The organism is Paenibacillus sp. N22P23 (assembly GCF_059383735.1).
Genome location: NZ_JBXENT010000008.1, coordinates 147,058 through 167,812, shown reverse-complemented (window position 1 = coordinate 167,812; position 20,755 = coordinate 147,058). Strand labels below are relative to the sequence as shown.

Annotated in this window: 23 protein-coding genes; 13 read left to right on the top strand and 10 right to left on the bottom strand. The window is 47.3% G+C overall.

Annotated elements, in window-relative coordinates:
• Positions 1 to 56: 56 nt before the first annotated feature.
• A complete protein-coding gene (locus AC506A_RS24975; protein WP_495463710.1) occupies positions 57 to 773 on the bottom strand; it encodes a DUF8817 family protein in 717 nt (238 codons plus the stop codon).
• Between the two features lie 196 nt (positions 774 to 969).
• On the opposite strand from AC506A_RS24975, the gene AC506A_RS24970 reads away from it, so the two are divergent.
• From AC506A_RS24970 to AC506A_RS24955, 4 genes are all read left to right on the top strand, one after another.
• Positions 970 to 1,803, top strand: a complete 834-nt coding sequence (locus AC506A_RS24970; protein WP_495463709.1) for an RMD1 family protein — start codon at positions 970 to 972, stop codon at positions 1,801 to 1,803.
• 591 nt (positions 1,804 to 2,394) lie between these two features.
• Complete coding sequence (locus tag AC506A_RS24965; protein WP_495463708.1) at positions 2,395 to 3,453, top strand: FecCD family ABC transporter permease; 1,059 nt, start codon at positions 2,395 to 2,397, stop codon at positions 3,451 to 3,453.
• A gap of 56 nt (positions 3,454 to 3,509) precedes the next feature.
• Positions 3,510 to 4,490, top strand: a complete 981-nt coding sequence (locus AC506A_RS24960; RefSeq protein WP_495463775.1) for a FecCD family ABC transporter permease — start codon at positions 3,510 to 3,512, stop codon at positions 4,488 to 4,490.
• Positions 4,491 to 4,507: 17 nt separating this feature from the next.
• The gene (locus AC506A_RS24955; RefSeq protein ID WP_495463707.1) at positions 4,508 to 4,921 is read left to right on the top strand and encodes a VOC family protein; all 414 of its coding nucleotides are present in this window, start codon (positions 4,508 to 4,510) and stop codon (positions 4,919 to 4,921) included.
• A gap of 135 nt (positions 4,922 to 5,056) precedes the next feature.
• Here AC506A_RS24955 and AC506A_RS24950 read toward each other — a convergent pair whose 3' ends face one another.
• The 5 genes from AC506A_RS24950 to AC506A_RS24930 form a co-directional block, all read right to left on the bottom strand.
• Positions 5,057 to 6,199 carry a DUF418 domain-containing protein gene (locus tag AC506A_RS24950; protein WP_495463706.1) on the bottom strand — a complete coding sequence of 381 codons (1,143 nt, stop codon included), beginning with the start codon at positions 6,197 to 6,199 and terminating at the stop codon, positions 5,057 to 5,059.
• Positions 6,200 to 6,347: 148 nt separating this feature from the next.
• The gene (locus AC506A_RS24945; protein WP_495463705.1) at positions 6,348 to 7,112 is read right to left on the bottom strand and encodes an ABC transporter permease; all 765 of its coding nucleotides are present in this window, start codon (positions 7,110 to 7,112) and stop codon (positions 6,348 to 6,350) included.
• Positions 7,109 to 8,053: an ABC transporter ATP-binding protein gene (locus AC506A_RS24940; RefSeq protein WP_495463704.1), complete on the bottom strand. Its 945-nt coding sequence runs from the start codon at positions 8,051 to 8,053 to the stop codon at positions 7,109 to 7,111. The genes AC506A_RS24945 and AC506A_RS24940 overlap by 4 nt, the downstream gene beginning before the upstream one ends.
• Before the next feature lie 13 nt (positions 8,054 to 8,066).
• Positions 8,067 to 8,420, bottom strand: a complete 354-nt coding sequence (locus tag AC506A_RS24935; protein ID WP_495463703.1) for a DUF1048 domain-containing protein — start codon at positions 8,418 to 8,420, stop codon at positions 8,067 to 8,069.
• Positions 8,413 to 8,742, bottom strand: coding sequence for a PadR family transcriptional regulator (locus AC506A_RS24930; RefSeq protein WP_495463702.1), 330 nt, complete (start codon positions 8,740 to 8,742; stop codon positions 8,413 to 8,415). The genes AC506A_RS24935 and AC506A_RS24930 overlap by 8 nt, the downstream gene beginning before the upstream one ends.
• Positions 8,743 to 8,932: 190 nt before the next feature.
• On the opposite strand from AC506A_RS24930, the gene AC506A_RS24925 reads away from it, so the two are divergent.
• From AC506A_RS24925 to AC506A_RS24885, 9 genes are all read left to right on the top strand, one after another.
• Positions 8,933 to 9,529 carry a TetR/AcrR family transcriptional regulator gene (locus AC506A_RS24925; protein ID WP_495463701.1) on the top strand — a complete coding sequence of 199 codons (597 nt, stop codon included), beginning with the start codon at positions 8,933 to 8,935 and terminating at the stop codon, positions 9,527 to 9,529.
• Positions 9,510 to 9,746 carry a hypothetical protein gene (locus AC506A_RS24920; RefSeq protein ID WP_495463700.1) on the top strand — a complete coding sequence of 79 codons (237 nt, stop codon included), beginning with the start codon at positions 9,510 to 9,512 and terminating at the stop codon, positions 9,744 to 9,746. The genes AC506A_RS24925 and AC506A_RS24920 overlap by 20 nt, the downstream gene beginning before the upstream one ends.
• Positions 9,747 to 9,778: 32 nt before the next feature.
• The gene (locus AC506A_RS24915) at positions 9,779 to 10,687 is read left to right on the top strand and encodes a DMT family transporter (RefSeq protein WP_495463699.1); all 909 of its coding nucleotides are present in this window, start codon (positions 9,779 to 9,781) and stop codon (positions 10,685 to 10,687) included.
• Between the two features lie 53 nt (positions 10,688 to 10,740).
• Positions 10,741 to 11,640: an AraC family transcriptional regulator gene (locus tag AC506A_RS24910; RefSeq protein WP_495463698.1), complete on the top strand. Its 900-nt coding sequence runs from the start codon at positions 10,741 to 10,743 to the stop codon at positions 11,638 to 11,640.
• 290 nt (positions 11,641 to 11,930) lie between these two features.
• The gene (locus AC506A_RS24905) at positions 11,931 to 12,272 is read left to right on the top strand and encodes a hypothetical protein (protein ID WP_495463697.1); all 342 of its coding nucleotides are present in this window, start codon (positions 11,931 to 11,933) and stop codon (positions 12,270 to 12,272) included.
• 76 nt (positions 12,273 to 12,348) lie between these two features.
• Positions 12,349 to 13,134: a leucine-rich repeat domain-containing protein gene (locus AC506A_RS24900; protein WP_495463696.1), complete on the top strand. Its 786-nt coding sequence runs from the start codon at positions 12,349 to 12,351 to the stop codon at positions 13,132 to 13,134.
• A gap of 24 nt (positions 13,135 to 13,158) precedes the next feature.
• The gene (locus AC506A_RS24895) at positions 13,159 to 13,521 is read left to right on the top strand and encodes a response regulator (RefSeq protein WP_495463695.1); all 363 of its coding nucleotides are present in this window, start codon (positions 13,159 to 13,161) and stop codon (positions 13,519 to 13,521) included.
• A gap of 373 nt (positions 13,522 to 13,894) precedes the next feature.
• Positions 13,895 to 14,524, top strand: coding sequence for a 2OG-Fe(II) oxygenase (locus tag AC506A_RS24890; RefSeq protein WP_495463694.1), 630 nt, complete (start codon positions 13,895 to 13,897; stop codon positions 14,522 to 14,524).
• A gap of 21 nt (positions 14,525 to 14,545) precedes the next feature.
• Entirely contained in the window at positions 14,546 to 16,348 is a 1,803-nt protein-coding gene (locus tag AC506A_RS24885; protein ID WP_495463693.1) for an MBL fold metallo-hydrolase, read from the top strand.
• A 453-nt stretch (positions 16,349 to 16,801) separates the two neighbouring features.
• On the opposite strand, the gene AC506A_RS24880 is transcribed toward AC506A_RS24885, so the two are convergent.
• The 4 genes from AC506A_RS24880 to AC506A_RS24865 all read right to left on the bottom strand — a co-directional run bounded on the left by AC506A_RS24880 (position 16,802) and on the right by AC506A_RS24865 (position 20,392).
• On the bottom strand, positions 16,802 to 17,437 hold the full coding sequence (locus AC506A_RS24880) for a DUF4328 domain-containing protein (RefSeq protein ID WP_495463692.1): 636 nt from the start codon (positions 17,435 to 17,437) through the stop codon (positions 16,802 to 16,804).
• A 28-nt stretch (positions 17,438 to 17,465) separates the two neighbouring features.
• The gene (locus tag AC506A_RS24875) at positions 17,466 to 18,221 is read right to left on the bottom strand and encodes a hypothetical protein (protein WP_495463691.1); all 756 of its coding nucleotides are present in this window, start codon (positions 18,219 to 18,221) and stop codon (positions 17,466 to 17,468) included.
• A 182-nt stretch (positions 18,222 to 18,403) separates the two neighbouring features.
• Positions 18,404 to 18,730 carry a hypothetical protein gene (locus tag AC506A_RS24870; RefSeq protein WP_495463690.1) on the bottom strand — a complete coding sequence of 109 codons (327 nt, stop codon included), beginning with the start codon at positions 18,728 to 18,730 and terminating at the stop codon, positions 18,404 to 18,406.
• A gap of 93 nt (positions 18,731 to 18,823) precedes the next feature.
• Positions 18,824 to 20,392, bottom strand: coding sequence for a class I adenylate-forming enzyme family protein (locus tag AC506A_RS24865; RefSeq protein ID WP_495463689.1), 1,569 nt, complete (start codon positions 20,390 to 20,392; stop codon positions 18,824 to 18,826).
• Positions 20,393 to 20,755: the final 363 nt, after the last annotated feature.

The window sequence follows — 20,755 nt, the reverse complement described above, 5'->3', positions numbered from 1 at the left end:
CATGAAGTTAAAAAACAGAGCCCGGTGATTCGAACACCGACGCTCTGTTTTTTTTCTTATTCGCCGTTCATGATGTCGTCATACTGCTGCGAAATTCGTTTCCAATCGGCATTATTCTTATCGCTTTCGTCAATTAACGCCTTTAGGCGATCATTCATCGCTTGCTCGACGACGTTATGGAGCTGCAAATGAATGTCCAGGGCAACCAGCAGGATTTTGGCTAAATCCATGCTTCCGACGTTCAACGTATTGAGATCTGCGGGGAAAAACTTCCTCAGCATCATGAACGCGGACTGGCTGTCTTCTTTGGAATACATCAGATCGAAGAGGGTCTCGAAGGAATTGGACCAATCCGCGCTCTCGATGCTTCTGATGAAGGCTGGATTGGCAATCTCGGTATTGGGCGTTCCGACAAACAGCGTGTTTCCACCCAAATCCGTAATGATGAATCTTCGATCGTCGGCCAGGTCTTTCAACTTCGAAATTCGCGGGATACCGGAACGAGGGATTTTGCCGATTGCTTGTTTCAAGCCGGAAGTGAAAGCCTCATATAGCTGATTGACGTCATCCACTTGCACGTAGCACATTTGCTGATTTGCGGAAGGTAATAGCTTTTTGCTTACATAGAAATGAATCTCCAGCTCGCCGTACTTTACAATGGCATACGGATGCGGGCGATTGCTGTTATACACGGTTTCGAAGCCCAAATGTTCGTAAAAGGCAATCTGCTCCTTAATGGAGGGGCACGGCAAAATAGGTTTGATTTGATTCAATTTAAAAGTCTCCTTTCATTCGATGAATTTTTACTGCTACCTCTATCGTACAACATTCATGCACATGAGAAGGTTTTGTTAATATGCCGGGTAGCGGTGACCGGAATCGGAGCTCTTGATGAAGCGAATGAGGGGCTTTTTCTGCCATTTGGAGCATAGACTTAGTAAGGTCACACATACAAAGTAGCGTGATAACATGCAAGACACGATGTTTAAAGCCTTCGCGATCTCGAACGAGATCGACTTGAACAAAATCGCCGTTCATTGCGGCATTCGTAAGAAATACACCTGGGAACAACCTTTAATTCTAAGAGACGGCATTCTGGCATCCATCCTCCGTAAAAATGTAGACGAGATGCAGCAGGTGCTTGTTTTTTCATTCGGCTGTGTTGTTTTCGTCAATAACGCCCATGCGAGCGAAATCACGGACTTCCTGCGCTACATCCAGTCCTTCGAGCCGGAAATCGATATTCAGAGTGCGGATTATTATACGGATGACTATAGCCTTCACATCGGAGCGACCGAAGCCATCGAGCTAACCGACGAATACATCGTGGTTCCCGAATACGAAAGTGTATACCCTGAACTGATCTCAACCGTACTCGCAAAGTCTGTAGCGCTCGAGCGAATAGAGGAGCAGTTGGGCAAAATCAACGATAAGCTCGAAACGTTATTGGACCGATTGGAAAAAGGAAAGCTTAGAATCGGCAACAAGGAACTGGCAAGAACGACCGCGATCATCGTTCGCCATGAATATAATACCCTTGCTTATATCATGATTCTGGATAAGCCCGATATCACATGGACCAGCAGCAGTGCCGGTCAATTTTACGACAAGATGATGGAATTCTTCGAGCTGAGCGACCGATATAAAATCATGAAGAGCAAAACGGAAGTGTTGTATCACATCATGGAGGGGTTTTCGACGATCAGCCATTCGATTCGGGGACTATTCGTGGAATGGATTATCGTAATCCTCATTGTCATCGAGGTTGTATTGACGGTTTTGCAAATTGTGGGATGGTTATAAAAGATAGACCGGGCGCCGGTGCATCGCGCTCGGTCAGGCTGCAAGATCGCCTTAAGCTGCCTGCTTAGACAGGTGGTTGGCGATCTTTTTATATTTCGGCAGATATAAAAGTGCGAAATGCTCTAACGAACCGTACGGGCGTTAATTTGGTCGGAATTGGTGGCTCCGAGAATCTAACGAACCGTAGTGGCGTTATTAGGAGTAAATCAGCTCCAAAATACCCGAAAACCGCCCAATAGAGGCTCTAGGGTTCGTTAGAATTTTTATAGTGGCATTTTGGGGCAAATAAGGCCTCTACGGTTCGTTAGAGTATGCCGCATTCTGTAACACGCGATGTGGTGCCGCATACGCGCCAGCAACTTCAGCTGCCACACTCATTCGGAGAACGCTTGCCTGCGCATCGGCTGCTTCGGAGCATCTGATTAAATAATCGGAGACTTGTCAGACATTTGGCTTGGCGAAACTCCGGTCTGCTTCTTGAACAGCCTTAGGTTGACGGTGAGAATAATTATCACTACAATCATTACAGGGTTGGGTGCCTTAGGTAACACTTAGCCGAAATTAATAGGCCACTAGACTGGAGAATTTAACGTGTCATTATCTATAAAATCGGAAATTCCGGCGCGCAATCAGGGTGAACAAGTTCGCGTGTATGCGCGGCCATGGGCGGCGACCTTCATTATGATTGGCGGACTCATCGGACTTGCTCTGGCCATTGCCTTGTCCGTCTCCTTCGGAGCGGCTGATATTAAATTTGCTACGGTTTGGGATGCTATTTTTCACTATCAATCGGATTTGATCTCGCATCAAATCATACAAGAGCTGCGGTTGCCGCGGGTAATCGGGGCTGCGCTCGTTGGCGCCAGCTTCGCGATCGCGGGGGCTATTATGCAAGGAATGACGCGCAATCCGCTGGCTGATTCAGGCTTGCTCGGACTCAACTCCGGGTCAGGGTTTGCGCTGGCGATTTGCTTTGCTTTCTTCCCGGGCTTGCCGTATACCTACTTAATGCTGTATTCATTTGCCGGTGCCGGACTCGGCTCGTTGATCGTCTTCGGGCTTGGGGCTTTATCTCGCGGAGGACTCACACCGGTTCGTCTGGTCCTTGTTGGCGCAACGCTGTCGGCGATGATGACCGCGCTCAGCGAAGGGATTGCGATTCAATTCCGAATTGGACAAGACTTGGCTTTCTTTTATGCAGGCGGCGTGGCTGGCGTGAGATGGGAACAGCTCAAAATTATGTTTCCTTGGTTTATAGCTGCTGTGGTCGGAGCGATCATGTTATCTCGCGCGATCACAATGCTGAGTCTCGGAGATGACGTGGCAAGAGGGCTCGGACTAAGAACTGGGCTGATCAAATTCATGGCCATGCTTGTCGTACTTGTGCTGGCAGGCGCTGCCGTATCGGTCGCCGGAGCAGTCGCGTTTATCGGGTTACTGATACCGCATGTAACGCGCAAGCTGGTTGGCGTCGACTATCGCTTCATTATCCCTTGCTCGGCAATTCTTGGGGCGTTGCTCGTCGTACTGGCCGATTTGGCGGCAAGAACGATCAACGCACCTGAAGAGACGCCTATCGGAGCATTGATTGCGATCATCGGCGTTCCTTTCTTTCTTTATTTGGCTCGTAAAGAGAGGAGGGAGCTGTGAGTATGAATCGAATCGAACTTTCTTCCGCGGACAGAAGCAGTCAGAAGCGGAATGTTATGGCACTCGGCGTGTTTGGCCTGCTAATTATTCTCGTATTTATCCTTAGCATAAACACTGGCTTTATCCGGCTTAGCCCATTGGAAGTACTGCGCACGTTCTTTGGAGGCGGGACGCAGGAGCAGCATACGATTCTGTTCGATTTTCGGTTGCCTCGTATTGTCCTATCGGTACTCGTCGGAGCGGGCTTGGCGGTATCTGGCTGCATTATGCAGGCCATATCGCGTAACGGATTGGCAGATCCAGGTATTCTCGGCGTTAATTCGGGGGCAGGACTCGCGGTGCTTTTGTTCGTGGTGTACTTCCCGGTGGGGGCCAGTGCTCCCGTATTCTTACTGCCGGTGCTCGCGTGGATTGGATCGGCGATAACCGCCGCAATTGTGTTCGCACTAGCCTATCGGCGCAATGCGGGACTATCGCCGACGCGGCTTCTGCTCTCAGGCATTGCAGTAACGGCGGGCATCTCCGCGGTGACGATCGTGCTGTCACTTCGGATCTCGAAAGAAAAGTTTATTTTTATCCAATCCTGGGTTGCGGGAAGCATCTGGGGAAAAGACTGGAGTTTCGTGCTTGCCTTACTGCCATTCATTGCGATACTGCTGCCGTACGTCCTCTACAAAGCCAGAACGTTAAACGTGCTGAATTTGGGTGAATCGTTGGCGACCGGTCTCGGTGCATTCGTCTCCCGCGAGCAGTTGCTCTTATTGGCCGCGGCCGTCGGACTCGCAGGCTCGTGTGTTGCGGTAAGCGGAAGCATCGGCTTCGTCGGTCTGATTGCGCCGCATCTCGCTCGTCGGCTCGTTGGCTCGAGGCATCAGGCGCTGCTGCCGGTGACCGCACTTGCGGGCGGGCTGCTCGTCATCACGGCGGATACAATCGCCAGATGGGTCTTCATGCCATCGGAAATACCAACGGGCATCGTTGTCGCGGTAATCGGTTCCCCGTATTTTCTCTTCTTGCTGGTACGATCGAAAGCTTAATAAAGGAGCGTTTCAATATGAGAGTGCAATTAGAAGGTATTACCGTGTTGTCGGATGATGTATCACGCTTGGCCAGATTTTATCGCGAGGTGCTCGGATTTCATACCGTTATAGAGGAAGACCATTATGTTGAATTTGTTAATGAGGGTGTTCGTTTCGCGATTTGTGCGAGGCCATTGATGGCTGATAATACGAACGGGCATTATTCTTTTATTGAAGGGCACAAGGGGCAAGCCTTTGAGCTTAATTTTCAATGTGAGTCTCCGGAAGCTGTCCGCCAAATGTATGATGATTTTGTCTCCAAGGGAGCCACGTCGATTACGGAGCCCAAATCTATGTCTTGGGGGCACACAACAGGATTCTTTGCGGATCCGGACGGTAATATTCATGCTCTGTTTGCGGTTAACCCAATGGCTGAGAAGGAAGAATAACTGGAACGATTACGCCGCAAGCCAGCACGACCGATTCCTAAGCGAAGTCCCCCGATGGCTCGCATCGCGGCAATAGAGAAGGCGCTCCGTCTGTGACGCCTTTCTGTGTTCGAGATAGGAAAGGCCGTCCGTGGGTTATCTTCCGGAAACTAACCGCCTTAACCATGCCTCCAAAGGGCCATTACGATTCTTCTTCTCCAGCCAAGCAGCCAAGACGACGGACATCATCCAGACGCCAGTGGCAATTCCGGCAGCGACGAAACTGCTCACCTGACCTCCGAAATCCAGGGCGACCGGTGATAAGAGCAGAACAAGCATCGCCTCGTTCCAAACGAAGAAGGTCAAGGAACGTTTCCCAAGAGCCAGTAATGCTCCTGTAAACTTGCCGGGCCGCTTTATTTTGGCGCCGATTATTCCGAAGAGCGCTGAATAGGCTAAGCCGCCGGCTATTCCAGTCAGGATGTGGACTCCATACAGGACACCGGCTGTAAAGAAGCCGGGGTGCCATAAGGTATCCAATAAGGTCATCGGCAGCGCGCCAAGCAATGATAGGGTTAATCCTAGCGTTGCGAGGATGGAGAGTGTTCGTACCTGTTGCGACGGATTCGTGAGTAATTGGTATCTAGCGATCCACATGCCAAGCAAGACGTTCGGAATAATCGGGAACATGACATGAATCAGAAAAGGAATAGAAGGGAAAGCAATTAGCCTCACTAATGCTGTTTGGAGGTAGGTATCCGCGGCTGAGAACTCCGGATCGAATCCATAGGCCCCGATATCTTGAACCAGAAAGCCCCATAAGAAGGGAAGAAGTGCGGCATAGAACAGAGTGGTGATCGTAAAGAATCGAATTAATGTGCGATTTCCGCGTGTTAACAGCCAGCCGACGAGCAGACCGGTTAGCCCATAGGCCATCAGAATATCCTGACCTCCAATGACGACGGCCAGAGAGATACCGAACAGGATGAGATACCAGCAACGACGACGAATAACCCTCTTAGCTTCTTGGGCACTTATCCCTCTTGCGATCCGTCTTTCGAAGGCCAGAACTAATCCATAGCCGAAGAGAACCGCAAACATGGCTCTGGCCCGATTATCAATCAGGAGCATGCCCAGTATATTCACGAGTTGGTCCATCAAATCAACGCTCTCTACTCGCTGCATAACCCCGGGTTTGGCATTGTACAAATAGAGGGGTGCATGGGCAAGCGCAATAAGCAGCAGCATCACGCCTCTGGCCAAATCGAGTGAAATGGCACGATTCTTTGAAATGGACATGCGAACGTTCTCCCCTTCTATACCACTAATGAATGATTAGGTTCGTGAGTTGCTACGTCTATAGCGGGTCAAAAGTTACAAGCTTTCGGCAGAAAAAGACCTTGCAGTCACTTTACGTGATGCAAGGTCTCTTTTTTCCTCGAAACGGTTATTTCATCCTCCGTTTATACACCCTCATGGCGCTAGCGCAGAAGAAACCGAGTATGGCAAGACACCATAACACTGCGGCAAGCGTAGTTCCATCCGCCTTTCCTCCGAGTAAGAGTGATCGAATGCTTTCAATAAGCGGCGTCATGGGCTGATACTCCGCGAATACCCGGATAACCGCAGGCATACTGTCGGTAGGGGCAAAGGCTGAGCTAACGAATAATAGCAGCATCAGAACGTAAGCAAACACTCCGGCTCCCTCAAAGGACTTGGCAAGTAAGCCGAAGGTGACGGCAATCCAAGTAAACGCAAGAATACTAAGCAGCAGAATGATAAGGGCTAATACCCAGCCGAGCACATCCGCAGTCGGCCGAAATCCCATAACGAAGGCAACGAGGAAAATGGCGAGCAGCGAAATGATGTTAAAAACTAATGAGGCTACCACGTGTCCGCCCAGAATGGAGGCTTTTGCGATTGGCATGGAGTGAAAACGCTCGAATATCCCTTTTGTGAGATCATTATTGATGCGCAAAGAAGAGTAGGCCACGCCGCTGGCAATGCAGAAGAGCAAGATGCCAGGCACAATGTAATTGATATAGCTTACATCGCCGGTGTTCATCGCTCCGCCAAAGACATAGACGAAGAGAAGCATCATCATGATGGGCATGGCAATGACCGTAATCATGGTGTCGATGCTGCGCGTGGAATGGCGAATGATGCGCCCGCTCATGACGGCGGTATCGCTTATTAGATGAGTGAGCTTCATTTGGCATCCTCCTGTTTGCTTGTGACAAGTGTGAGAAATACATCTTCAAGCGTAGGCAGTTTTTGGGCAAACTCGGCAATTTCAATGTCAGCTTCCGCGGCTTTCGTAAGCAGTCGTATCATTTGTTTGGTACTTCCGTCTGTAATGACGGAGAGCGTGAGATTGTTTAAATCTGCGGTCACGTTGTGTTCCTTGAACAGGTCGCGTGCCTGATTCAGCATCGTTTCATGTTCGAATCGAAGTTCGATATGACCCTTAGGCATTCGGTTCTTCAGCTCCGCCGGACTGCCGGATGCTACGATATGACCTTCATGTAAAATCGCGATTTGATCGGCCAGATGGTCGGCCTCCTCTAAATACTGGGTGGTCAGAAATACTGTGACACCTGATCGCGCTAAATCTTTGATCATCTCCCACATGGCAATGCGGGCTTGCGGGTCAAGCCCGGTGGTTGGCTCATCGAGGAAGATCACCGAAGGGCTGCCTAATAAGCTCATGGCCAAATCCAACCGCCGGCACATCCCTCCGGAATAAGTGGAGATTCTACGATCGGCGGCATCGAGTAAGTCAAAGCGGCGCAGCAGCTCTTCGGCATGTTTGTCAGGGTTGGGCAAATGGCGGAGTTTGGCCATCATTCGCAAATTCTCGCGCCCGGTCAGGATATAGTCTGCGGTTACGCTTTGTCCGGTCAGACTGATTTCCTCGCGTACGCGCTCGGGGTGTTTGGTAACGTCATCCCCATTAATCTTCGCACTTCCGCTGTCGGGCTGGAGCAAGGTGGCCAGAATTTTAATCATGGTGGTTTTACCCGCGCCGTTGGAACCGAGAAGAGCGAAGGTAGAACCCTTCTGCACGCGGAAGTCTATTCCCCGAAGAACGTTCACGTCTTTATACGATTTTGTGACACCAGTTACCTCGATGGACCAATTGTTCGCTGTCATGCTGATTTCCCCCCTATCTTCCCAATTTTTTATGAATGGACTCGTTCATTTTGGCCCGCATTTGCCCGGTCCATGTCTGAGCGGAAATACCTTCGAGCAGTCCGTCGCAGAACGCCATAACGTCTTCCCCCACAAGCTCCAGCACATCTCGTCCTTCAGCGGCTGCCAGCTCGAACATGTCGAGCATTTCGGGGAACAGATTAATAACGCCGGAATCGGATGTAGAGAAATTCAGCATGTAACGAGTTGCGATATCGTAAACGTCACGGAAATCGTTCGGGAGCGCTTTTGAACGTTTCATGCACGCTTTGTACGCTTTCTTCTGATGCCGCCAATCTTTGAGCGTAGTGGATATGGTCTTATACATGGCTATCCTCCTTCAGTTGAGCAAGTCTTGAGGAAACATATCCCCATTTATCCCAAAACATAGACAACTCGCGCCGTCCGGCTTCATTAAGGCTGTAAAATTTCCTTGGCGGGCCGATTTCGGAAGGTTTCTTCTCGATAGCGACCAGCTGATTCTTTTCCAGTCGTACCAATATGGTATAGACCGTGCCTTCGACAATATCTTTAAACCCGAGCGTATTTAGTGTTTTTACGATTTCATACCCGTAGGTTTCTTTCCGGCCGATGATTTCGAGTACGCAGCCTTCCAGGACCCCTTTCAGCATTTCCGTCAGGTTCTCCATTGAAGTCCTCCAAACTACTCTGTATTGCTTAGTACCACTACATAGTATCACCAAGTAGTTGGGATGTAAACATCAAACTTTTAGCTCGGACGTACTAAAATGCTTGTAACTTTAGCTCGATCGTACTAATATGTAAGGGAGTAACCGAACAATCGGCATGGAATGAAAGTGAAAGTGAAGGTGGAAGAGTGTGAAGGATACGCGTGATAAAATACTGCTCGCCTCCCAGGAACTCTTAGCGAAAAACGGCTACGCCGGGTTTACGCTTGGTGCCATTGCGGAGCAGCTGAAGATCAGCAAGGGCGTGGTCACGTATCATTTTTCTCAAAAAGATCAGATCATCCATGAACTGGTGGAAAGCTATTTTCATGATGCGGCTGCGTATATGGGGCAACATATGGTCGTTGATAGAACAGCGCCAGAAGCGCTGGCATCCTATATTGACGCTAATTTGCGTTATGTGGCCGACAATCGAGTCCGAACATTGGCTATTATGCACATGATCGCTAACCATAGAAATAAGGACGGGCAATTAGCCTTCTCGGATAAAGACAATCTCATTCATCAGCCGCTAATCGAGATTTTTCAATACGGGCAAGAGGAAGAGAAGAGCTTCAGGATGTTTTCGACAGGGCTAATGGCCATGCTCGTCAGAAGTGCCATAGATACGTTAAGCGGTAGAATAGCGACTAACGAAATCGGAGATCTCGAAGAGGCTATTCAAGAAACCATCCACACCTTTACACTTGCGACAAGGAGAGATGGACATGAAGAAATTTCAAAATAACGGGCTGCAGATATTGGGGATCATTCTGAGTCTCACTGGTATCGCAACAATCGTGCAGCCGCTGATTCGGGCGTTATTCGGCAAACCGATTGCATATAAGTTTCTTGGATTACTGCAGGAAGGGTTGCCGTCCTTTATCGCGTGGGCTGTCATTCTGGTGATTGGGCTTGTACTGGTTTCGATAACCAAGCCTATTGCAGCTGATTCAACGGAATAATTTGGGCATAAAGGCTGGGAGAGACGACATCTATGAGTAAACAACAACAAATGAAATCTAGTTTATTGCTTCTGATTACGGCTTGCATCTGGGGGTTCGCTTTTGTAGCACAGCGTGAGGGGATGTCCTATACGGGCCCGTTTACCTTTAATGCGGTTCGATTCGCTCTTGGTGCCTTATCCTTGGTTCCACTCATCCTCTGGCTGGACCTTAGATCCCGGAAATCATTTAAAGAAATTAAGGCCTCGGTCAAAAGTTCGGCTGTCTCCGGCTCCATGGCAGGCGTGATTCTCTTTTGCGGGGCGTCTTTGCAGCAAATCGGACTCATCCATACTACGGCGGGAAAAGCGGCGTTTATAACCGGTTTATACATCGTGATAGTGCCGTTTCTGGGCTTGTTTCTAAAGCAGCGCCTTCATGTGAACAGTGCAGTAGGCGCGGTCGTGGCGGTATTTGGTTTATATTTGCTATGTGTAAAGAATGATTTGACGCTAGGAACAGGCGACTTATACGAGCTCGTCGGAGCGTTCTTCTGGTCGGCGCATATTCTGCTGATTGACAAGCTGTCTCGCCAAACGGATGTCATTAAGCTGTCGTTCTTTCAGGTGGTGACCTGTTCTATTCTTAGCTTTATTGTTGCATTTGCAACAGAGACGATTGACTGGACAGGACTGTCGCAGGCGCTTATTCCACTTCTGTATGGCGGAATATGCTCTGTCGGGATTGCCTACACGCTGCAGGTCGTTGGTCAAAAGAATGCGCATCCGACGCAGGCGGCGATTATTATGAGTATGGAAACGGTATTCGCGGTTGTTGGCGGTTACCTCATACTCGGTGAATTGTTGGATGCTCGAGGCGTAATGGGTTGTTTGTTCATGCTGGTCGGGATGATCATTCCGCAGCTACCGCCAATTAGGAGAAACATTATCGTGCAGGAATAGTTGCGATTCCCAATTACCGCTGCTCTATACTTCAATTGAAAGGAGGGAATGAGATGGATTGGCTTACGAGGATGAATCGTGCTATGGACTACATCGAAACGAATCTAACCGGAGAGATTGATTTGGCAAAAGTGGCTCGTGAGGCATGCTGTTCATCCTATCAGTTCCAAAGAATGTTCTCGTTCATTACGGATGTGACGCTTGCCGAGTATATTCGGCGTAGGCGCCTTACGCTTGCCGCACTGGAATTGCAGAATAACGCTGCTGCCAAGGTGATCGATGTTGCACTTCAATATGGGTACGAATCGCCGGTTTCTTTTGCACGAGCCTTTCAATTGCTGCATGGTGTCACACCTGCTATGGCCCGGCAAGACGGAATTGCACTCAAAGCTTATCCTCGTCTTTCCTTCCTTATCGCAATTAAAGGGGCAGAGGCGATGAATTATCGGATCGAATCCAAAGAAGCGTTCCAGGTGTTCGGCATTGAAGGCGTGTTTCAAACTAACCCGGACAGCGAGGATCAGCCTACACCGGCACAATTGTGGCAGCAATGCCATGCGAATGGTGAAGTGGAGCGATTAGCTGCAAATGCAGGAGAGCTGCCGGCATTCGTGAGTAGAAATTTAAGTAAAGTACATGCGGTATGTAGTTATAAATCAACCGCCGACGATACATTTCCGTATATGTTGTGTGCCTTTAAGAGTGAATCCAGTCAAACGGACGGGTATTCAACAATAACCATTCCGGCATATACATGGGCTATTTTCCCCTCAGATCCATTCACTTGGGATGTATTCGATGAGGTTATCGAGACGTTATATCGGCGCTTCTTCACAGAGTGGCTGCCAACGGCGGGATACGAGCAGGTCGATGGACTGGACTTTGAAATCTACGGCGGTTCGGATGGACTGAACTACTTTGAATTATGGTTTGCTGTGAGGAAAGTGGCTTAAATTGGCATGATTGGATGAAAAAACAAGGGCCGGGAATCCTCCATAGGAGAGATTCCCGGCCCTTGTTTGGCGCTTTTTTCATGCTCACTCGCTATGAATATTGAGAATATGAAAATTAGAGAAACATTAATAGATTGCTAGTGGCAATGTGGAATGAATTTAAAAAATAAAATGTAATATTATTTCTTTATTTATTTACAATATACTGTACAAACATTGACCTACATACAAAATTTACATATACTTCTAATCGTAAGAAAAAAAATATAGTTTGAAGGGAAGTAATTAATGTGAAGATTAACAAAAAAGTAATTGCGTTGTCAGTACTAATGTCAATAACTGTTTCATCGAATGCCTATGCAAGCAATGACTCTTCAGTGAGTGCAAGCAGCGAAACCATTACTCCAATGTCTTATGTGGAAGAGGTAATTAACTACACTGCGCAGCGTCAGGAAAAGACAGGATTCTTATCGTGGTATGATGTAGGGTTTGCAGAAACTTACTACAAAACGATCTCTTTTCCTCACGGATATACTCAAACGGGCACTACTACAACATACTCTGCAGTTACAGGTGATGTACTATTATATAAAAGGACAAAGTATGTGACTTATAACTATACTATTAACTAATTGAATAATAACAATCATGAAATGCTCAATAAACCTCTAGTTTCTTGAGCATTTCAAAGACCAAAGGAATGTTAGAATGAAAAGAAATGTAATCGGAATTACGGCTATTATTATTTTATTTGCAGGTTACTTCTTATTTAATAGACAGGGCAGTACTACTATTTTTAATAGCCCATTAGTTGAAGCTGCTGTTAGAGAAACTCTACATATTGATCGTAAACAAGCAATAAAAGAAACAGACATTGAAGGAATTGAGCAGCTTTCATTGAGTGGCATTTCTTTGGCAGATCTAAGTGATTTAAAGAAATTCACAAATCTTAAAGAGTTAGACCTGTCCAATAATAAGATCCAAGATGTCAGTAGTCTTGCATCGCTAACAAAATTAACTTATTTGAATTTAGGTTCGAATCAAATTAGTAATATCAGTGCTCTTGGAAATCTAGTAAGCTTATCATACTTGGACATGACTCGTAATCATGTGAACGACTTAGCACCGTTAAGAACACTTCATTCGCTATACACGCTGGCCTTTGATAGTAACGACATAAAAAATATTGAAGTTATTAAAGAGCTTAGTAATCTTATCGTTTTAGGTATAGGGTTGAATCCTATCTCTGATCTCACTCCATTATATTCTATGACAAAACTTCAAGTTTTATCGGCAGAAAATCTCAATATTGAACAAATCGAGTGGGTGCACAATTTACCGAATCTTACTGTTCTGTACTTGAGCGATAATAGAATCAGTAATATAGAGCCATTAAAAGATCTTAAACATTTAAAAACACTAAAAATCCCTAATAACCCAATTAAAAATTATGAATACTTAAATAAATTGGAAATAACTGAAGTAATTAAATGATCTTCGTCAGCCTGCTGACTGGATGTGAGAGGGGAGTCGGGCGTAAGCTTGTACCATGAACTCAGACCGGATATAACTATCGTAGATATTACGATGCCTGGGATGAACGGCATTGATGTCGTGAAGAGAATTCATCAGATAAATTCTTCAGCAGTCATGATTATGTGTTCAGCGAGGTCACAGGCTCTGAACGTGCTTGAGAGTCTAAGTGCAGGGGCAAAAGGGTTTATCGCAAAACCGTTCATGGCCGAAGACAATGATTTGCTTGAAACATGTGCGAGTTTAATACCGTTGCTTGAACAAGATTTGGAACGGTTGTGGAGCGAGTTAGCGGACGGTGAGATTGTTGAGGAAGAAGACGATTTTATTTATAGCGGAATGCGCTAACGAACCGTACAGGTCTTATTTGCCCGAAAATAGCTCCGAAAAAATGCTAACGAACCCTACAGGTCTTATTTGGTGGTTTGGAGGGGGTTGAGGGTGGATTTTCCCGAAATAAGACCTCAACGGTTCGTTAGAATTTCGAAACACCGAAATTTAATTCAATAAGTCCCCTATGGTTCGTTAGAATCTCGTGGCGCGGGTGTAAGGACAATCTGGTGGTACAGGAGGGGAATCCTGTACCTTTTTTGCGTCTGCGGAGTGTGGCCAATCCGTCATCCGGAAGGTATTTCCCACTCCTTTGCCGAATTAGTAATCAACTGGAATAACGTTTCATTCGACTACTTCCTCAGTATTCGAGAATGAGGGGGACGGAACGATGACGATTAAAGAGCAGACGATTATGAATTCAAGTAAAAATAAAATTATAACAACGGATAAAGAGATTACGATTGTCGGCAAGATAGATGAACCGCTTGTTCTTATATTGGAAAACGTATTAAGCCACGCCGAATGTGATCTGTTGATAGACTTAGCTACAAGCAGAATGCAGCGAGCCAAGATCGGCAAGTCTCACGAGGTAAGCGATATTCGCACCAGCAGCAGCATGTTCTTCGAGGAAAGCGAGAATGAATCGATTCATCGAATCGAAACCAGAATATCTGAGCTCATGAATATACCGATCGCGCACGCAGAACCGCTGCAAATTTTACATTATAAAGCCGGTGAACAGTATCAGCCTCATTTTGACTATTTTAAATCCGAAAACGCAGTAAACAATCGCATTAGCACACTGATCATGTATTTAAATGATGTAGAAGAGGGCGGCGAAACGTATTTTCCTTCACTTCGTTTTGCAGTGACGCCCAAAAAAGGAAGCGCTGTCTATTTTGAATACTTTTATACGGATGAGCTCTTGAATGAGCTCACCTTGCATGGGGGGAATCCCATTGTGGCCGGTGAGAAATGGGTGGCAACCCAGTGGATGAGAAGACAAATTCACCGCTAATGAATAGGGGGAGTAACGGTTATGCTGAAGCCGATTTCTACGAATCTATTTCAATATGAGGATACTTGTCTTGTGTATGTCATAAAGAACGGCAGAGAAGCGGTCTTGATCGATTTCGGATCGGGTACCGTGCTCGAAGAATTGGCCTCGATCGAGGTGGACAAGGTTACGGATTTGCTTATGACACATCATCATCGGGATCAAGGACAAGGACTGGACAAAGCGGTTGCGGCCGGAGCGCGCATCTGGGTACCGCATCATGAGCAGGATTTATTTGCCCAAGTGGACCAACACTGGCAAGGCCGTGAAATACTCGTGAATTACAATGTACGCCAAGATAAATTCTCCTTACTCGAACCGATATCGATTGCCGGGACACTGAAGGATTATTCTAATCACACTTTCGGCGGGTATTCATTTAACGTGGTTCCTACTCCCGGGCATACGACAGGGTCAATTACGCTGACAACTGTACTGGATGGCAGCCTTGTTGCCTTTACAGGGGACTTGATCGCCGGTCCGGGAAAGGTTTGGTCTATGTCTGCTACTCAGTGGTCGTATAACGGCTGCGAAGGGGTCAACCATACGATCTGTTCATTAACGGCACTTCGGGATAAAGGCTTACACATGCTGCTTCCATCACATGGCGAAATCATGGAGCAACCTTCGGCCGCCATTGAACCTGTAATCGAGAAATTAGAGCAGCTTCTTCGACTGCGCGGCCAATATTCCGACCTCGAGAATATGAAGGAACCGGAATACCGGGAAATTACTCCTCATCTACTTTGGAATGCCCGCAGCTTTGCCAATTCCTTTGTACTTCTGTCCAAAAGCGGTAAAGCGCTTCTCATCGACTATGGGTATTCGAGCATCCACCAGATCTTCATAGCAGGAACTGATCGCGCATCACGTCGTCCGTCCCTCCTCCCCATTGAGCGGTTAAAGCAGCAATACAATGTCACTAAGATTGATGTGGTCATCCCGACGCATTATCATGACGATCATGTGGCGGGGTTTAACCTACTGCGTGATGTTGAAGGAACAGAGACGTGGGTAGCCGATAATTTTGCCGATCTCTTCGAAAATCCATCCCACTACGACGTACCCTGCATTTGGTATGATCCGATTCCGGTAGACCGCAGAGTGCCGCTCGAACAGTCCGTGGTGTGGGAGGAGTATGATATCCGTCTCTACGAGCAGCCGGGTCATACCCTCTATGCGGTCGCTGTCTCGTTCGAAGTCGATGGCAAACGCGTGTTGGCAATCGGCGATCAGCAAGGTAATGACGGAAATCTGAATAATTACGTTTATCAGAATCGGTTCCGTTCTCATGACTATATGTTAAGTGCGGAATTGTACCAGAAGTTGAATCCCGACCTCATTGTTTCCGGCCACTGGGACCCGCTGTGGGTGGAGAAAGGCTACTTTGACAAGCTGAAGCGGGATGGGGAGAGCTTGAAGCGGCTGCATGACGAGCTGCTGCCAGTCGAGAATATCGACCTAGGAGCTGAAGGCTGTTGTGCATGGATTAAACCTTACCAAGTGGAGGTCAGCAGCGGGGAAACGACCGAATTTGTGGTTGAGGTGTTAAATCCGTTTCCACGCAAGGAAAAGGTGACCGTTCGACTGGTTACGCCTCCTAGCTGGAATGCGGTGGCCGACGAGCAGCAGCTTGAAATCGATCCTCACAAGGTGGAGACGATACAGTTCGTTATTACAGTTCCTGCAGGTATCTCTGTTAAGCGTGCCCGAATCGCAGTCGATATTACGATTGGGGATCGGAAGCTGGGTCAGCAGGCTGAGGCACTTGTGACGGTGAAGTAGTTTGTTGAGTATGGTGGCCAACGAAAGAGAGCAGGCAAGGTTGCCTGCTCTCAGTGTGTCGAGAAATCCACGTTTGATATAACGTCGGTTTTTAAGCTTCCGCAATGGCACGAAGGTAATCTTCTTTACGTTCTGTACTTCCGAGATGTGCGCATGCTTTGTCACATTCCAACTCTAACGGTTGTGACAGTGGTTAATTGGCATAAATAGACCATTTTTATTTTCTAACGGTTGCCAGCGAGCTTATTTGAACGTTTTCCACTAGGAATCTACCCATTTGCAGCAAATAACGTCTGTCACAACCGTTAGAGTTTCCAAAAGGTTTATTCTCATGAAATAGCCGCGCTGACAACCGTTAAAGTTTGTTCATGAAATAAAAAAGTGGCTGTCGAGACTTTCTCGGGGAGCCTGAGAGCAAGCGATGTCGCCTGCTCTTTTTTCTATTTCGTCTATCTATAAAGGAAGCTGCACTGCACTCGCGGGATCGATTGAATCGGAAGTCGTATGATTTGCTCGAACATGCGTGCTGTTCAGCCCCTTCGATACGAGCAAGCAAAGGGTAAAGAACATGGTGTACAAAATAAAGGTAACGAAGCTTGATGCGAAGAGAAGCGCCCCGGAGACTTCGTCTGCGTTCGATACAAAACGGCCGATAATATTAGAGGCAATCATGAAGATAATCAGCGGAACGGACAGGCCTTGAATCCACTGTCCAACCTTACTTAGAGCTGCCGAGCGCTGATAATAGCTGCCGATTTGCTGATAGACAGAGGGAATGCCGTAGAAATTATAGAACGGGATGATCATACAGGCAATGGCAGATCCGGGCGTGCGCGGGTACTGAAGAAACAGTCGGTTCAAGTCCATGTGCACCCGGTATATCCAGATTAGATAAATGACAATGATAACAAAGTAAAGCACAACCGAAACGATATCTACAAAACCGTATAAAGGATAGATGTAGTCACTGAACACATTCAAGTCAATCATGTAGATTGCGGAAAAAACGAGATCGGCGAGTGCGGCTGCCACGAGTGCGCCTAGTAGGATTTTGAGTATAAATGCGATGAATTCTGATTTGAATTTCAAGTCGTATCGAGCTCCAATTCATAGTTAGTTAGGGTAGTTGACTTAAGACATGTATCGCATCTTCCAAGGTGGATACAGGAATAACGCGTAAACGCAAATGCATTTCGCCGGCGACTTGCAGTGCCTCATCCTCATTACTGAGTCCCTCGTACATAAAGGTTTCTTTATCTTTGGGAACTAAGAAAATATCAGCCCCCTGGGCTTCTGCAGTCCGCAGCTTGTCACGAATGGCTCCCACGGACCCGACTGATTGGTCCTCCTCGAGTGTACCGGTGCCGGCAATCATTAGCTGGCTGCCTTTAGAAAAGTCGATTTTACTCTCTTCCTCATACAAGCCGATGCCGAGCATAAGCCCAATAGAATTTCCGTAATACTGCGAGGTTTCTTCAATTAGCGCGTTCTGCCGATCCTCCAACTGATCCACCGTGGTCGTTTGGTCTGAGATTTCTGCGGCTGAATCTACTGCATGACGAATGGTATCGTCCTTCATGTAGGTTTCAAAGTCCAGCATGTCGTCACTAGCTTCTTGGGCGGAGGCATCTACTCGCGTAAATTGGGCGTCTGGGAATGAGCGTCTGACTGAGAACTTCTCGTACCGATTACGCGTGAATCCTTCGCGGACATAGACGAAGTGAACGCTCCCGTTCACGCCGATGTCTCGAATGGGTACAAGCTTTCCCGGTGCAGAGAAGCTATAGTACTGAGGGAGATAACAATAGAGAGCTACTGATAACGGGAGCAGCAGCAGCACGAGAGCGATTATCCATTGCTGCCACGAGGTCAATCGCCCTCGTACAGGACTTATTTGTGGTTGTTCCAGAGTAATCATCCGTTCCGCGGCATTAAAGTTCTACAATATTTGGTGATATTCAATTAATTATGTCAGAATTCCTGCAAAAGTCATATTAAATTATTATGGAAAAACAGACCCCGCCATCACTTTGCGTGAAGCGGGGCCTATTTTAGTTAATTGCTGCCTGAAATGACGTAATCCGTGTTCGAGAGCGTGTACGTAAGGGTGCTGTTCGTGTTAATCAACGCATCAAAATCGCTTTCGAGGGTAACAACGAATTGCATTTTGCTGTACAGGTCGCCTTCGAAAATCGTGAAAAGCAGGATGCCATTTAGAAAAGTGTTGTCGTCGTCGCCGTAAGCAACCTCTTCTGTCCCAAATGGTCCAAGGGTAAAGGACTCCGTGCCATATTGGTTGTAAGGTTCAAGTCCTGCGCGGATAAACAGCGTAAGTTGCAAAGCGGCTCCGGTGGTATTTACAAATGTTTTTAAACCTGCCATGAGGTGTATCCTCCTTTCAAAGCGGGATACTCTATCTTATTCTAGTAATTTGAGATTGATAGGACTTCTATAACGATAGATAGAATTAGTTAATCATCCGTGTCCCTCCGGTCGCCAGAACGGCTTGCGGATTGTCGCCTTATCCAGCTTTCCTACGGATGTTCTTGCAAGGCTCCGAACAATCTCTAGACGAGTAGGGAGCTTAAACGCGGCCAGCTGTTGGTGGCAGAACTGCCTGAGTTCTTCTAAGGTGAGTGCCGACTCCCCTCTCACGGTGATCACTGCAGTGACTTCTTCACCCTCATCCGGCAATGGTGTTCCGATCACGGCAACCTCAACAATCAAGGGATGTTTACTTAAGACTTCCTCAACCTCAGAGCCGTACACATTGGAACCGCCAACGATGACGATATCTTTCTTGCGATCGAGCAGATACAAATAACCATCTTCATCGAATTTGCCCAAGTCCCCGGTATAAAGCCACCCGCCGCGTATTGCTTTACTTGTCTCCTCGGGATTGTTCCAATAACCGAGCATGATTTGTTCGCTTTTGCAAATAATCTCGCCTGCTTCTCCCTGTGCAACATCAATACCGAAATCATCCACGATTCGCACTTCAAAAGGTTTCTGTCCCCAATTTGCAATATAAGAGGGGTTTCCGACGGATAACAGCCGTTCTGTTTTGCCCTCCTCGAAGCATTGGTTGATGGAGAGGGAACTGATGAATTGACCGCTTTCGGTTTGCGCATACACTTCCGTAACATGAGCATTCGGGAAAATGGCTCGTGCTTGGTGAAAGGTTTTCTCGCTTACGGGAGCGCCTCCGCAGGAGATACCTTCAATGGATTGCAGGTTTCGGGATTGAATATTATCCAAATGGACGATATCTCGGAATAGAAGCCCAACGGTACCCAGGAATTTTAATTGTTCACGTTCGATAAGATCGACAACCTCTGCGGCTTGCAGCGGATAAGAAGCCGGATAAATGAGGCAGCCGCCTTCGAATAAAGTCGTCCAGAGAATAAATTGGCCTGTCAGATGAGCCTGATTCGGGACGAGGGATTTCTTACTTGGGTTGTGCCCTCCGCCTCGCGCGGGATTCATAAAGGACCAATTACGGATACTGCGATGGGAGTGCATAACCCCCTTGGAACGACCTGTGGTGCCGCCTGTATAAATGATTAGCGCAATATCATCAGGGTTCGCCACATACCATTCTGCAAGAGGCGTGGACTGGGAGATGAAAGATTCGATGGAATGCGTGGCATGGCCGCCTGCCGACTTACATGAAACGGGATAAGCTATAAACAGCGTGGGGATAAATGAGGCGATATTCGCTTGATCAGCGTCGTAAACTAGGGCTGCGGGAGAGGCGTCTTGAAGGATAAGTTTCATTTCATGAGGCGTTAACTTGGGGAATATCGCAACTGGAATTGCGCCAATAGCGACCGCTGCACATTCCGCAATGGCAAGGTAAGGAGAAGGATCACTTAGAAGCGCAATCCGGTCCCCGGGCTTAATGCCAAGCTTGTGAAAACCATGGGCGACGCAGCTAACTTGGTGCAGTAGCTCGGCATAAGTCAGGGTTTCGTGGTTACATTTTATCGCGTAATGGGTGGGATACATTCGAGCCACATGAGGCAAAATCTTTGACAGCAGCATAGGGACAATATCCTCCTCGTCCTAAAACTTATTATTCCCATTATTTTACTCGTAATTAAAATTACCACTAGAACGGTAAGCGGGCAAATAGCGTTTCCTTATAGATGAAGAAAGGCTTTGTTATAAGAGGGGCGCGGAGCCCTTGAATTTCGTTGCAATTTTGGATGTCATGGATTACACTGATCACAATCAAATAATAGCGCGGGAGCTTGTAGAAACAGGCTGAGAGTACGACTAATCCGTCGTAGACCGTTTAACCTGTTGGGTAATGCCATCGTAGGAAGTTCACGGCTGTCGTGCGCATTGTGGCGCCTTACCCTCGTTCTGCGGGTAAGGCGCTTTTTTGATAATCGATTGAAAAAT

Bases quoted from the DNA above. Each gene is read 5' to 3' on its own strand.
- AC506A_RS24970 (WP_495463709.1), top strand. From the start codon at position 970: ATGCAAGACACGATGTTTAAAGCCTTCGCGATCTCGAACGAGATCGAC.
- AC506A_RS24960 (WP_495463775.1), top strand. From the start codon at position 3,510: ATGGCACTCGGCGTGTTTGGCCTGCTAATTATTCTCGTATTTATCCTT.
- AC506A_RS24955 (WP_495463707.1), top strand. From the start codon at position 4,508: ATGAGAGTGCAATTAGAAGGTATTACCGTGTTGTCGGATGATGTATCA.
- AC506A_RS24950 (WP_495463706.1), bottom strand. From the start codon at position 6,199: ATGTCCATTTCAAAGAATCGTGCCATTTCACTCGATTTGGCCAGAGGC.
- AC506A_RS24945 (WP_495463705.1), bottom strand. From the start codon at position 7,112: ATGAAGCTCACTCATCTAATAAGCGATACCGCCGTCATGAGCGGGCGC.
- AC506A_RS24940 (WP_495463704.1), bottom strand. From the start codon at position 8,053: ATGACAGCGAACAATTGGTCCATCGAGGTAACTGGTGTCACAAAATCG.
- AC506A_RS24935 (WP_495463703.1), bottom strand. From the start codon at position 8,420: ATGTATAAGACCATATCCACTACGCTCAAAGATTGGCGGCATCAGAAG.
- AC506A_RS24930 (WP_495463702.1), bottom strand. From the start codon at position 8,742: ATGGAGAACCTGACGGAAATGCTGAAAGGGGTCCTGGAAGGCTGCGTA.
- AC506A_RS24920 (WP_495463700.1), top strand. From the start codon at position 9,510: ATGAAGAAATTTCAAAATAACGGGCTGCAGATATTGGGGATCATTCTG.
- AC506A_RS24915 (WP_495463699.1), top strand. From the start codon at position 9,779: ATGAGTAAACAACAACAAATGAAATCTAGTTTATTGCTTCTGATTACG.
- AC506A_RS24910 (WP_495463698.1), top strand. From the start codon at position 10,741: ATGGATTGGCTTACGAGGATGAATCGTGCTATGGACTACATCGAAACG.
- AC506A_RS24900 (WP_495463696.1), top strand. From the start codon at position 12,349: ATGAAAAGAAATGTAATCGGAATTACGGCTATTATTATTTTATTTGCA.
- AC506A_RS24890 (WP_495463694.1), top strand. From the start codon at position 13,895: ATGACGATTAAAGAGCAGACGATTATGAATTCAAGTAAAAATAAAATT.
- AC506A_RS24885 (WP_495463693.1), top strand. From the start codon at position 14,546: ATGCTGAAGCCGATTTCTACGAATCTATTTCAATATGAGGATACTTGT.
- AC506A_RS24870 (WP_495463690.1), bottom strand. From the start codon at position 18,730: ATGGCAGGTTTAAAAACATTTGTAAATACCACCGGAGCCGCTTTGCAA.
- AC506A_RS24865 (WP_495463689.1), bottom strand. From the start codon at position 20,392: ATGCTGCTGTCAAAGATTTTGCCTCATGTGGCTCGAATGTATCCCACC.